This window comes from Nocardia macrotermitis, assembly GCF_009604405.1.
Taxonomy (GTDB): Bacteria; Actinomycetota; Actinomycetes; order Mycobacteriales; family Mycobacteriaceae; genus Nocardia; species Nocardia macrotermitis.
The window spans coordinates 295039-308312 of the sequence record NZ_WEGK01000003.1 but is presented as its reverse complement, the minus strand read 5'-3'; the positions used below and the strand labels follow the sequence as shown (position 1 = coordinate 308312).

Below are 13274 nucleotides of genomic sequence, written 5' to 3'. Positions count from 1 at the left end.
CGGACCGCGAAAAGAGCTGGTGCACATGACAATCGACAACACTCCCGCCGAACGCTACGAAGCCGGACTCCAGGTCCGCCGGGAGGTGGTCGGCGCGGAGTACGTCGAACGCGCCCTGGCCTCGGCCACCGATTTCTCCGGCCCACTCCAGGATCTGGTCACCGAATACTGCTGGGGCGCGGTCTGGACCAGGGACGGCCTGGACCGCCGCACCCGCTCGATGCTCACCCTGTCCATGCTCACCGCCCTGAACCGGTCGGCCGAATTCGCCACCCACGTGCGCGCGGCCCTCACCAACGGCGTCACCCCCGACGAGATCCGCGAGGTGTTGCTGCACGCGACCGTCTACGCGGGCGTACCGGCCGGGGTCGAAGCGTTCCGGATCGCCGGACCGATCATCGCGGAGCACGCCGGACCATAGCCGTCCCCGCACCCCCGAACGCGAGGCACCAGTACGGATGCCTCGCGTTCGCACGTTCCGAGCCATCACAGAATGTGATAATCCCAGTTTGTAAATGATACTTGTTTATTTGGAGAATCTGCTTACCATAAATGCCTAGCGAGACCTCGATCACATTCGCGAGCTCGCTTTCATATCGCCCTGCTTCAGGAGCTCTCCATGTCCACCACCGAAACCAGTCCTCCGCCGGACAACCTCGACAGTCCTGCCGAGATCGACACCGGCCGCCTGGACGGGGCCTCACGACTGCGGATCTTCACCATCCTGGTCGTCATCGTCCTGTACACCGAGGTCGTCCCGCTGCAATACACGATGGTCTCGGCAGCGCTACAGAAGATGACCAAGACGTTCACGAACGTCGGCGGCAACATCAACTGGGCGGTCATCATCCTGGGGCTGGTGGGTGCGGCCGCGACACCGCTGATCGGCAAGGCCAGCGACGCCTGGGGTAAGAAGAAGCTGTTCCTGGCCACCGGCGTCTGCTTCTTCGTCGGCTGCGTCATCTGCGCGCTGACCAGCAGCTGGACCATCTTCCTGATCGGCCGCGGGCTGGCGGCGTTCTCCATCGCCAGCCAGGTGGTCGCCTACGGTCTGATCCGAGATCTCATCCCGCGCAAGTACATTCCGCTCGGCGTCGGCATGATCGGGGCCGGACTGGGCTTCTCCGGCGCCATCGCACCGCTGATCGGCGGCTTCCTGGTCGACCACTACGACTGGCGCGCGATGTTCTGGTTCCTGGCCGCGTTCACCCTGGTGCTGACGCCGCTGGTGATCTGGATCGTACCCGAGACGAAGCTGCGGGTGCGCGAGCGCATCGACCCGTTCGGCGCGATCCTGCTGTCCGCGGGCGCGCTGTTCACCCTGCTCTACCTGGACAACGGCCAGACCTGGGGCTGGGGTCGACCGTCGGCGCTGGCCTGGCTCATCGGCGGCGTGCTCATGCTGGTGCTGTTCGTGGTGGTCGAGTTCAACGTGTCCCGGCCGATCATGGATATGAAACTGCTGGTCAACCCGAAGGTCAGTCTCACCCTGCTGATGACCGCGTTCGGCGTCGGCATCACCGCGGTGCAACCACTGGCGCTGGGGTACATGACGCAGACTCCGAACCAGGACGGACTACGCGAGAATGTCGTGCAAGGCGTTGTGGCACAAGCACATCAGATGACGGGTATGACCCTCCCGGCCAATCTCGTGCACGTGAATTTCGATCCCGGATACACCTACGGCAACGGCTTCAGCATGCTGGGATACGCACTGCACGTGGGCATCTGGGCCGGTCTGCTCGGCATGGTCATCGGCCCGTTCGCCGGCGCGATGGCCCGGAAGCTCGGCGCGCGCATCCCCGCGATCCTGGCCTTCTCCATCCTGACCGTCTCGGGTATCGGCTTCGTCGTGTTCCACTACAGCTGGATCACCTATCTGGTGCTGTATCTGTTGGCGGGCATCGGATTCGGCTTCTTCTACGCCGCGGGGCCCAACCTCATCATCGACGCGGTACCGCAGGAACAGCAGGGCATCAGCGCGGGCATGCTCGGGGTGACCATGAGTATGGGTTCGGCCGTCTGCATGGCGGTCACCACCGCGCTGCTGAACAACCATCCGGTCAAGGCGCACATCGATGTGATGGGGCATTCGACCGTCCAGACGATCCCGCAGGTCTTCGCCGACCGGGGGTACACGCTGAGTTTCTGGGTGGTGCTGGCCACCACGATCGTCGCGCTGATCGTCGCGATAGTCATGCGGCACGGCCGCAGCCCGGCCACCGGCGGTGCCGAGGTCGCCAACCAGGGATAGCGAAAACCCCGGTGCCCGAATCTTTTTCGGGCACCGGGGTTCGTTCGTGGTCGTGATCAGCGAACCGGAGTCTGCTCCAGCGCGGGGATCACCGGGACGGCCGGGCCGTCGTGACCCAGGTGCGCGTCCACACCCTGCACGGCGTCACCGTGCACGCTGACCTGCATGACGACCGGCGCGTAACCGCTCACCACGACGGTGTAGTCACCATCGGACAGGTTGCCGAAGGTGTAGCCGCCGTCCGGACCGGTGGTCATGGTGTCCACCACGTGCCCGGCCGGATCCATCAGCGTCACCTGCGCGTCGTGCAGCGGCCGATCGTCCGAGCGGACCCGGACCACACCGCTCAACCGCGCACCCGGCCGCAGCATGACCGCGATCTCGGTGATACCCGCACCGCTGACCAGCACCGGAACAGCCGTCGGATGGAAGCCGTCGGCACTCACCGCGACGATGAACTCGCCCTCGGGCAGATCGGACAGCCCGAACCGGCCCAGGATGTCCGTCTCGGCCGAGGCCACGACCTCACCGCGCGGGTCCAGCGCCGCGACGCGCGCCTCGGGCACCGGATCGTCGCCGGGTTCCCGGGTGACGGTTCCGGCCAGCGCGCCCATGCCGCCGAGGGTCACCTCGCTCAGCGTCGGGACCTGGCCCACGGTGATGGTCGAGGCGTCGGGGCGACGGCCCTCCGCCGAGGCGATCAGCACGTACGAACCCGCGGCCGGCACGGCGAATTCGAAGTAGCCGTCGTGCCGGGTGGCGGCCCGCCCGAGCTGGCTACCCGACGTCGAGATCAGCGTCAGCGTGGCACCGGCCACGACCGGCCCGCCCACATCGCGCACCCGGCCGTAGATCGAAGGGCCGGTGACGGTTTCGGCGACCGGCTCACCCGCGTAACGATCGGCAGCGACCTGCACCGCGGCCGAGACGACGCCCGCGACCGGCAGCGAATCCACTTCCGCGGCAACGATATCGACCTCGTCGACGGTGTGCGCGACCGCGGCCTCCGCGGCGGCGGCAGCGGCACGGCGCACCGGGATCAGCAGTGCGATGATCGCGGCCACGACCGACACACCACATCCGATCAGCAGACCCGTGCGGAACCCGTTCTCGGTCGGAATGCTGTGCCCGCCGAAGTTGACGCTCAGCTGCGCCAGCACCACACCGATGACGGCCGCGGACACCGAGGTGCCGATCGAACGCATCAGAGTGTTGAAGCTGTTGGCCGCCGCGGATTCGGACACCGGCACCCCGCCCATGATCAGCGCGGGCATCGCGCCGTAGGCGAATCCGGTACCCGAGCTGATGATGATCGTGACGATCATCAGCGTCCACGGGTTGCCCATCAGCACCATCGACAGGCCGTAACCGATGGCCATGATCAGCGCGCCGAGCGCCAGGGTCACCTTCGGTCCGCGCGCCGCCGACAGCTTGGCGCTGGGCACCGACAGCAGCATCATCATCAGCCCACCGGGCGCCATGAACAGGCCCATCGCCATCATCGACTGGCCCAGGCCGTAGCCGGTGATCTTGGGCAGTTGCAGCAACTGCGGGACGATCAGCGACTGCGAGTACATCGCGACACCGATGCCGATCGACGCGATGTTGGTCATCAGCACCTGCGGACGCGCGGTGGTGCGCAGATCCACCAGCGGTGTGCTGTTGCGCAACTCCCACCAGCCCCACGCCAGCAGCACCACGACCGCGCCGACGAACAGGCAGATGATGCTGGCACTACCCCAGCCCCACGAACCGCCCTTGGACACCGCGAGCAGCAGGCACACCAGTCCGACCCCGAGTCCGACCGCGCCGAGCACGTCGAAACGTCCGGCCGCGCCGGCCGCCGGGATCGCGGGCAACACGAAGTACATCAGCGCCGCGACGATCACCCCGGCCACCGCGACTCCCCAGAACAGCACCCGCCAGTTGCTGTACTGCACGACCGCCGCGGCCAGCGGCAGCCCCAGCGCGCCACCGATACCCAGCGACGAGCTGATCAGCGCGATACCCGAACCGAGCTTCTCGGGCGGCAGCAGATCACGCAGGGCGGCGATGCCGACCGGAATGATGCCCACGCTCATGCCCTGTAGGCCACGGCCGATGATCATCGGCCACAGCGACGAGGACAGCGCGCACACCACCGAACCCACGATCAGCGGGATGGTCGAGGCCACCAGCACCTGACGTTTTCCGTACATGTCGCCGAGGCGTCCGGCCACCGGCGTGCAGACCGCCGCGACCAGCAGGCTCGCGGTCACCACCCAGGTCGCGTTCGTCGTCGAGGTGTGCAGCAGCTGCGGCATCTGTCCCAGCAGCGGAATCACCAATGTCTGCGTCAGTGACGCGACGATACCGGCGATCGCCAGCACCGCCAGGATGCCGCCGGAGCGGGCGGCAGGTTTTGTTTCGGCCACGTCTATCTCCTTACGAGTCACGCCGTTAATATGTAGTATGCATAGCATGTGCGTTATGCACAACAATTGCTGAGTGCACAAGGATGTGGCGTCCGTCTCGTCGACAGCCCCACGGCGAGGACGGCGGAAGGGAGTTCAGCATGAACGGGCCGGTGGAAATGGTCGAATTCGAGAGCATGCTGCTCACGAAGTACACTCTCGATCCGCGCTTCCGCAGCGGTAACGGCCTGCTCGAGCGCAGCGCCTACCTGCTGCTGAGCCGCATCGAAGTGGCCGGGCCGCAATCCATCCGGCAGTTCGGCGACGCGCTGCGCCTGGACGCCTCGACCCTGAACCGCCAGACCCGCGCGATGCTGCGGGACCGGCTCGTCGAGCGGATCCCCGATCCCGACGGCGGTATCGCGCGCAAGTTCCAGCTCACCGAGACCGGGCGCCGCCTGCTGCACGCCGCCCGCGCGGTCCACCTCGACGGTATGAACCGCATCATGGCCGACTGGTCCGCGGCGGATATCACCGCCTTCGCCGCCTACCTGCGCCGCTTCAACCTCGGTATCGAACGTCTCGACGGGCGCGGCTGGCCCCGCCCCGACACCCGCGAAACCACCCCGGCGAACCCCCGCTGATTCCCGTCCCGGACCGCGCGGACCGGAACGTATACGCTTCGGGCAACAACCACGCAATATGGACTCGATACCGTCACCACCGTCAACCGCCCCATACGGGGGACCGAACGATCGGAGGTGTGAGATTGGCCGAAGTTCGCAGCGCGCCAACGGCGATGCCCGCATTCGGTGCTGCCACAACCGCGTCTCCGCTTGCGGCACACGGGCTTTCGGCGCACCGGATGCGCGGGGTGCGCCGGAAAGCACGACTCCGGTGTCTCGGATCATCCGTGCGCGGCAGCCGCATTCCGGCCGCCGCGACAGCAACGGATCGGCAGGAGCATCGCTGCCCACCCGAGAGTGACCGACGGATTCGATCGGTCCGGCGCACGATCGCCGTCGACGTCGAGGGGGCTCGGTCATGACGCCGCGCATCGACCTGCACAACATCGGCGAGCAGCTGCGCGCGGTCGACACGGTGCTGCGGCGGCAATATCCCGGCGATCGGCCGGGGCAGCCCGTGCACACCGTGTACGTGAACGGCGCGCATGCCGCGGTGGACCTGCCGGGCGAATGGGGCGCCACCGCACTGCGGCTGTCCGATCAGCATGCCGAACAACTGCTCGAGCTGGTCGGTCCGGGCGTACTCGCGCGGACCCGGAACATGTTGCGGCAACGGCCCATTCAGGATCTGCGACTGGATTTCGAGGACGGCTACGGCATCCGGGGCGATGCGGTGGAGGACAACGACGCGAGATGGGCGGGACGCGTGCTCGCCGCGCTGCCCCCGGCGGTGTTCTCGCGCGGGGTGCGGGTCAAGGGGCTGACCGTCGGCGAATACGACCGGGCGATCCGCACGCTGGAACTGGTCCTGGACGGGGCCGGGGGCGTCCCCGAGGGTTTCGTGTTCACCGTGCCGAAGCTGCGCGCCGTCGAACAGGTGAAGGTCGCCGTGCAGGTGTGCGAGCTGCTGGAGAGTGTGCACGGGATCGCCTCGGGCACACTGCGTTTCGAATTGCAGATCGAGAGCCCACAGGCGGTGATCGCGGCCGACGGTTCCGCGGTGGTCGCCCGCGCGATCCAGCGCTCGGGCGGACGCTGCACCGGATTGCACTACGGCACTTACGATTACAGCGCGGCCTGCGGTATCGCACCGCAGTTCCAGTCGCTGGAGCATCCGGTCGCCGATCACGCCAAGACGATCATGCAGGTCGCGGCCGCGCAAACCGGGGTGTGGGTGTGCGACGGCTCGACGCAGGTGCTGCCGGTCGGCGATACCGCTCCCGCCGCGCTCGAACGGCACTTCCGCCTGGTCACCCGGGCCCTCGAGCGCGGCTACTACCAGGGCTGGGATATGCATCCGGGCCACCTGATCACCCGCTGGGCCGCCACCTTCACCTTCTTCCGCAACGCGCTGCGCGCCGCGGCTCCCCGCATCGACGACTATCTGCGACGCCGGGGCGGGGCCGTGGTCGACGAGCCGGCCACCGCGCAGGCCCTGGCCACGGTGGTGCTGCGCGGCCTGGACTGCGGTGCATTCGACCCCGAAGACGTCACCGCACTGGCCCCCGACGCATCGGTCGAGGTCCTCACCCAATTGCGCGAGCGGAAGGTGCCCGAACTGTGAAACCCACGGAGTCGACCGAATTCACCCTGCTGCCCGATCTGGCGGTGCGCACCCTGGGCGGTGCGGTGATCTGGGCGAGCGACGAGGCGTTCGCGGAGAAGGAGAACCTGATCCTGCCCGCGGCCGCGACCCATCAGGCCGCCACCTTCGGGCACAAGGGCCAGGTGTACGACGGCTGGGAGACGCGCCGCCGCCGCCGCTCGCACGGTGACGCCCCCGGCCCCGACGATCGCGACACCGCCATCGTGCGCCTGGGCGTGCCGGGCGTGATCCGCGGCGTGATCGTGGACACCGCGTGGTTCACCGGCAACTATCCGCCCGAGGTTTCGGTGGAAGCCATTGCGGTGCAGGGTTATCCGACCGCCGAGGAGGTGGCCGCGCTCGACGGCTGGACCACGCTGGTGGCCCGCAGCACGGTCGGCGGCGGCACGCCCAACGCGTTCGAGGTCGATTCCGAGGAACGATTCACCCACGTGCGCCTGCACATCCACCCGGACGGCGGCGTGGCCCGGCTGCGCGTGCACGGCGAGACGAAACCTGATCCGCAATGGCTGCGCGCGGGCCCGTTCGATCTGGCGGCGGTGGAGAACGGCGGCCGGATCGCGGACTGTTCGAACCGCTTCTACTCCCATCCGCAGAACATCCTCATGCCCGGCCGCGCCCGCGTCATGGGCGACGGCTGGGAAACCGCCCGCCGCCGCACCCCCGGCAACGACTGGGTACTGGTCCGCCTCGCCGGAACCGGCGTGCTGACCGCCGCCGAGATCGACACGTCCTACTTCCTCTGGAACAGCCCCGGCGCGGCCTCACTCACCGGCTTCCGCCCCGACGGCACCGAGATCGACCTGCTCCCCCGCACCGACCTACTCCCCGACACCCGCCACCGCTTCGCCCTGACCAGCACCGATCCGCTGGACGAAGTGCGCCTGGACGTCTACCCCGACGGCGGCCTGGCCCGCCTGCGCCTCTACGGCACCTTGACCGAACCCGACAACGACGTCTCGTAACACACGTTCCAGCCCGATCCGACGCCGCTCGGTTCGAATTATGTAACAACACAACGTAATTCGTCCTGCAGCGCAGATCTCTCACGCCGCCCGACACCGGGCCGACCATCCGAGCGCGTACCCGCGACCGCCGACGAACCGATCGGTCCCCGCCCGGCTGACGGATCCCCGCGCGCCCGGATCCCCGCGCGCCCGGATCCCCGCGCGCCCGGATCCCGGTGCGATCGAATCCCCGCGCGTCCGGATTCCCGTGCGTCCGGATCACCGTGCGATCGAGTCCCCGCGCGATCGAGTCCCCGTACGCCCGAATCCCCGTGCGTCCGGATCACCGTGCGATCGAGTCCCCGCGCGATCGAGTCCCCGTACGCCCGAATCCCCGTGCGTCCGGATCACCGTGCGATCGAGTCCCCGTACGCCCGAATCCCCGTACGCCCGAATCCCCGTGCGATCGGATTCCCGTGCGATCGGATTCCGCGCGATCGAATCCCGGTGCGGCGGTCTACTTCTCGCGATCCCGCTCGGCGCGCTCGAGTGCGACCGCGCGACGCATGACCTCACGCGCCCGGGTGCGGTCCCCGGCGTAGTCGTAGGCGCGGGCGGCACGGTAGTTGTTGCGCCAATCATCCGGCGCGGCTTCCCATTCCGACTTCACCTGCTCGAAAAGCGCGTCAGCGGCGGCCTTTTCGATTCGGCCGGACGGGCGACGCGGCAGATCCGAGACGTCCAGCTCACGGCCCTCCTCGTGGATGCGCTTGGCCAGATGTTGATGGGCCAGTGCCGCACGGATACTCGTGACCACCACCCAGATGCCGATGAGACCGAGGATGAACACCCCGACACCCATCGCGATACCGGCGACCTTCCCGGAGGCGATGAGCGCCACCGCGATCCGGCCCAGCAGCAGGAAGTACAGCACCAGCGCGACCACCAGGAACACGATGGTTCCGAGGGTCCGCACCAGCCGCCCGTTGTCGTTGCTCTCACTCACGGCCGACTCCGAACGCATTCGCACGCACGCCCGCTCACAGATCCAGCAGCGGGTCGAGGCCGACGGTCAGGCCCGGCCGCGCGCCGATCTGCCGCACGCCCAGCAGCACACCCGGCGCGAACGAGGTCCGATCGATCGAATCGTGGCGGATGGTGAGCGTCTCGCCCTGGGTGCCGAACAGCACTTCCTGATGCGCGACGAGCCCGGCCAGCCGCACCGAGTGCACCCGCACCCCGTCGACGCTCGCGCCGCGCGCACCCTCGAGTTCGGTGCTGGTCGCGTCGGGGCTCGCACCGACACCGGCGTTCTTGCGCGCCTCGGCGATGATGCCCGCCGTGCGGTACGCGGTGCCCGAGGGCGCGTCGGCCTTGTTCGGATGATGCAGTTCGATGACCTCGACCGAATCGAACCAGCGCGCGGCCTGTTCGGCGAACCGCATCGACAACACCGCACCGATCGCGAAATTCGGCGCGATCAGCACCCCGACCTCGGGTTTGCCCGCGAGCCACGCGCGCACCTGCGCGAGCCGCGACTCGTCGAACCCGGTCGTGCCGACCACCGCGTGGATCCCGTGCTCGACCAGCCACCGCAGATTCGGCATCACCACATCGGGATGGGTGAAATCGACGACCACCTGCGCACCCGCGTCGGCGAATCCGTCGAGCGCGTCCCCCTTGTCCAACCCGGCGACCAGCTCCAGATCGCCTGCCGCCTCGACCGCCGCGCAGATCGCCTGTCCGACCTTGCCCCGCGCGCCGAGCACACCCACCCGGATCCGGTTCGAGCTCACCCTTGACTCCTCACATGCCGGTCGACAACCTGCGCCGAGCCTACTGCGCTGCACCGACACCGAACCGACGCACCCACACCGCGAGTGACCCGCGGCACGCGGGGCGTTTCAGTCGAAGACGACGACCTGCCGCAGCCCGTGTCCGGCCGCGAGTTCGTCCATGCCGTGATTGATCTGTTCGAGCCGCAATCGCGAGGAGACCAGCCGCTCGACCGGCAACCGGCCCTCCCGCCACATCCGCACATAGGTCGGAATGTCCCGGGCGGGCACCGCCGATCCGAGGTAGCTGCCCACGATCGAACGTCCCTGCGCGACCAGTCCCAGCGGTGAGATGCTCGCCCGCGCTTGCGGATTCGGCAGCCCGACGGTCACCGTGGTGCCGCCGGGCGCGGTCGCGGCGACCGCGGTCTCGAAGGCCCGCACGTTCCCCGCGGCCTCCACCACGATCTCCGCGACGATCCCCGCCGCGGTCAGCTGCTCCGGGGTGTACACCCGATCGGCGCCGAGTTCCGTTGCCAGCGCGAGCTTCTCGGGCAGCGTGTCGACCGCGATCACCTCGTTGCCGAATTCCGCGCGCACCGAGGCCGCCACCAGCACCGCGGCCATCCCGACCCCGCCGAGCCCGACCACCATGATCCGCTCGCCCGGCCCCGGTTTCGCCGAATTCAACAGTGCCCCACCGCCGGTCAGCACCGCGCAGCCCAGCACCGCGGCGACCTCCGGCGGCACGTCGTCGTCCACCGGCACCACCGAACGCCGATCCACCACCGCGTGCGTGGCGAATCCGGACACGCCCAGATGATGCTGGATCGTCTCGCCGTCCCGCCGCAGCCGTCGCCCGCCACCCAGCAACTCACCGGCATTGTTCGCGACGCTGCCGGGCACGCACGGGGTGCGGCCGTTGGTCGCGCAGCCCTCGCATTCCCCGCAGCGCGGCAGGAACGTCATCACCACGCGCTGCCCGATCCGCAGATCGCTGTCCCCCGGACCGATCGCCTCGACCCGCCCGGCCGCCTCGTGCCCGAGCAGCATCGGCACCGGCCGCACCCGGTTCCCGTCCACCACGGACAGATCCGAATGGCACAGCCCGGCCGCCTCGATCCGCACCAGCAACTCACCGGGACCGGGCTCGCCCAGGTCCAGTTCACCGACCACGAGCGGGGTCGATTCGGCGTACGGCGCGGGCGCGCCGATGCGTTCCAGGACTGCACCACGAATCTTCATGATCCGCACGCTACCGCCTCCCGGCCCGGCGTCGGCCGCGATCGCGCCAGGACCTACAGGTGGTAGTCGTATGCCTTCGCGGTAGCCCGCAAACCCTCGTCGAACAGCAGATACCGCAGGTCGATGGACATTTCCTCCCAGGTCCGCAGCGTGCGCTCCTCCCACAGGCCGAGGTTGTGCACCTTGCGATCGAACACCGCCATATCGAATCCGTCGGGATCGAGGTCGGCGAATTCGGCGACCCTGCGGGCCGAGTCCTCCCGATCGGCGATGAAGTCCTCGTAACGCACCGACAGCACCGGCACCGAACCGGTCTCCAGGAACGAGTGCGCGATCCGCGTCCAGTTCCGGAACGACATCTCGGTATCCGCGCGGGTCCACCACCCGCGACTCTCCCACTCGTCCAGGCTGGACAGCACATCGCGCGGATCCCGCACGATGAAGATCACCCGCAGCCCCGGCAGATACCGCTGCAACCGCGTGGCGAACGCCAGATCGAAGCGGACCTCCTTGAACCCCCACACCCGCACATCCGGCACCTGGAACAGCCGCGTGCAGAACTCGGCGAACGCCTCCCGCATATGCTCCGTTTCCGGCATGAGGTTCGCCAGGAATCCCTGATATCCGTGCAACTCGAATTCCGTGCGGCCGGCCCCGCCGTACGACTCGTTGTGACCGACCAGACCCTCGAACGCGTCGACGACCGCTCCGAACTGCCCGTGTTGCTCGCCCCAGATGAACGCCTCGGGGTGGGAGGTGATCAGGCGCTGCACCAGCGTGCTGCCACAGCGCTGACCAGCGCCGAATATCAATAGCGGAGTAGACACGTCGGCGATGTTAACTGCCGTATGGAACCTGTGCAGCTTCTGTGTCGCTCAGCTCGCGGGCGGTGGCACGGGCGCCGGAGGCCACGTCTCGGGGGTGATCCGCGAGGGCTTGTAGGTCGGGTCGACATCCCAGTCCACGCGCACGCCCACCCATGCCTTCGGGGTGTCGAAGCGGGTGCGCTGCGTCTCGAAACGTGTTCTGCGGAACGTGATCTCGCCGAAGAAGTCCCCCTCGGAGAAATCCGCGTCGCGGCCGTCGAAGACGGTGTCGTCGAAGGAGATCGTGCCGTGGTACTCGGCGGCGGAGAAGTCGACCGCGAGCGTCGGACTGCGCCGCCAGCGGGAGCGAACGCCGAATCGCGCACCGTCGAAGGCAACTCGCGCGGCATAGAAGCGGGCGCGGGTGAACGATATTCGCGCACAGTCGAATTCGGCCGCCTCGAAACGCACCGCGATACCGTCGAACGTCGCCCCGCCGAATTCGGCTCGCTCCGTGCGGAATACGGTCTCGGCGAACGAGGTGCGCTCCCCGGTGAACGCCGCATCGCCGAATATCACCGCGGGACCGCGGAATACGGTCCGATCGAAGGAGACCGGTGAATCGAACACCGCGCCCTCGAAACGTATTCCGGCGCCGGGCAACTCAGATCCGGACCGCTCGGCCGGCGCGAATTCCGTGTCCCGGAAAAGGGTGGTGGCGCCGCGGAATTCGCAGCTGCGGAACGAGATGAACTGTCCGATGAAACGCGCGTGTTCGAAGGTGGTGGCCCGCTTGCCCAGGAATACCGCCCGCGCGAAATAGGTGCGCTCGCCCGCGAACACCGCGTACCGGAAGTCCGAATCCTCCAGTACCGCACCGGAGAAGTCGAAATTGCACCGCGACCAGGACACCTCGGCCTGCGGCCGCAGATGCGCGACGATCACGTCCACGACGGCCCGGCGCACCTCCCGATCATTCTGCCGCAGTTGATATTTCAACTCCCGCTTGACGCCGGATTCCTCGACGGTCTCGGTGCGCTGCGTCAGATGATCGGCCCCGGAATCCGGATCGTAGGGCAGCCGCAGATATCCGCACAGCACATCGATGCACTGCTGCCGACGACCCGGCGCACCGAATTCGTCGGCCACTCCGGCCATCGCATAGACCCCGGCGATCCGCACCGCCACATCGGCGTCACCGAGCTGTCGTGCTGCCGCGCCGAACAATTCGGCGAATCGGCCGCGTTCCCCGTCCCGCTGTTTGCGATAGGCGACGACCAGCGCGACCGCACCACCGACACCCGCGGCCACCGACAGCGCGATCTTGGTCAGATCGACCTGATCGGGTGTCTGCGCCTTGGCGCCCAACAGAATCCACAGCACCCACCAGGCCAGTGCCGCGATACCGAGTCCGCCCAGCACCGCGAATACCACCGACAACAACAACGCGGACCGCTGTAGCCTGCCGGTGAAACGTTCCCGGGTTTTCCCCCTCCACCGCATAGCGGCATGGTAACCACAAATCGCCGCCCGCGGGAGTGCGAGTGCGATCCGTGGTTACC

At 68.0% G+C, this 13274-nt stretch carries 11 protein-coding genes and 1 pseudogene; 5 read left to right on the top strand and 7 right to left on the bottom strand.

Features of this window, described 5'->3' with window-relative positions:
* Positions 1–25: 25 nt before the first annotated feature.
* Both pcaC and NRB20_RS08590 read left to right on the top strand, forming a co-directional pair.
* Positions 26–421: a 4-carboxymuconolactone decarboxylase gene (gene pcaC, locus NRB20_RS08595; RefSeq protein ID WP_153409266.1), complete on the top strand. Its 396-nt coding sequence runs from the start codon at positions 26–28 to the stop codon at positions 419–421.
* A gap of 198 nt (positions 422–619) precedes the next feature.
* The gene (locus NRB20_RS08590) at positions 620–2254 is read left to right on the top strand and encodes an MFS transporter (protein ID WP_153409263.1); all 1635 of its coding nucleotides are present in this window, start codon (positions 620–622) and stop codon (positions 2252–2254) included.
* A gap of 56 nt (positions 2255–2310) precedes the next feature.
* Here NRB20_RS08590 and NRB20_RS37965 read toward each other — a convergent pair whose 3' ends face one another.
* Together NRB20_RS37965 and NRB20_RS37960 are read right to left on the bottom strand one after the other, a co-directional pair.
* Positions 2311–3171 (bottom strand): MSCRAMM family protein, encoded by an 861-nt coding sequence (locus tag NRB20_RS37965; protein ID WP_319944706.1) that lies wholly within the window; start codon positions 3169–3171, stop codon positions 2311–2313.
* A 93-nt stretch (positions 3172–3264) separates the two neighbouring features.
* Positions 3265–4668: pseudogene (locus NRB20_RS37960) on the bottom strand (MFS transporter); the annotation flags it as partial.
* Between the two features lie 140 nt (positions 4669–4808).
* On the opposite strand from NRB20_RS37960, the gene NRB20_RS08580 reads away from it, so the two are divergent.
* The 3 genes from NRB20_RS08580 to alc all read left to right on the top strand — a co-directional run bounded on the left by NRB20_RS08580 (position 4809) and on the right by alc (position 7904).
* Positions 4809–5291, top strand: a complete 483-nt coding sequence (locus tag NRB20_RS08580) for a MarR family winged helix-turn-helix transcriptional regulator (protein ID WP_153409259.1) — start codon at positions 4809–4811, stop codon at positions 5289–5291.
* A 400-nt stretch (positions 5292–5691) separates the two neighbouring features.
* On the top strand, positions 5692–6897 hold the full coding sequence (locus tag NRB20_RS08575; protein ID WP_153409257.1) for a DUF6986 family protein: 1206 nt from the start codon (positions 5692–5694) through the stop codon (positions 6895–6897).
* Positions 6894–7904 (top strand): allantoicase, encoded by a 1011-nt coding sequence (gene alc, locus NRB20_RS08570; RefSeq protein ID WP_319944635.1) that lies wholly within the window; start codon positions 6894–6896, stop codon positions 7902–7904. Before NRB20_RS08575 ends, alc begins: the two co-directional genes overlap by 4 nt.
* Positions 7905–8403: 499 nt before the next feature.
* Here alc and NRB20_RS08565 read toward each other — a convergent pair whose 3' ends face one another.
* From NRB20_RS08565 to NRB20_RS08545, 5 genes are all read right to left on the bottom strand, one after another.
* On the bottom strand, positions 8404–8892 hold the full coding sequence (locus tag NRB20_RS08565; protein WP_319944634.1) for a hypothetical protein: 489 nt from the start codon (positions 8890–8892) through the stop codon (positions 8404–8406).
* A 34-nt stretch (positions 8893–8926) separates the two neighbouring features.
* Positions 8927–9682, bottom strand: coding sequence for a 4-hydroxy-tetrahydrodipicolinate reductase (dapB, locus tag NRB20_RS08560; protein WP_319944633.1), 756 nt, complete (start codon positions 9680–9682; stop codon positions 8927–8929).
* A gap of 108 nt (positions 9683–9790) precedes the next feature.
* Positions 9791–10906 (bottom strand): alcohol dehydrogenase catalytic domain-containing protein, encoded by a 1116-nt coding sequence (locus NRB20_RS08555; protein ID WP_153409253.1) that lies wholly within the window; start codon positions 10904–10906, stop codon positions 9791–9793.
* A gap of 53 nt (positions 10907–10959) precedes the next feature.
* Positions 10960–11733 carry a sulfotransferase family protein gene (locus NRB20_RS08550; protein WP_194289766.1) on the bottom strand — a complete coding sequence of 258 codons (774 nt, stop codon included), beginning with the start codon at positions 11731–11733 and terminating at the stop codon, positions 10960–10962.
* Positions 11734–11781: 48 nt separating this feature from the next.
* Positions 11782–13215, bottom strand: coding sequence for a pentapeptide repeat-containing protein (locus NRB20_RS08545; protein ID WP_153409249.1), 1434 nt, complete (start codon positions 13213–13215; stop codon positions 11782–11784).
* Between the last annotated feature and the right edge of the window lie 59 nt (positions 13216–13274).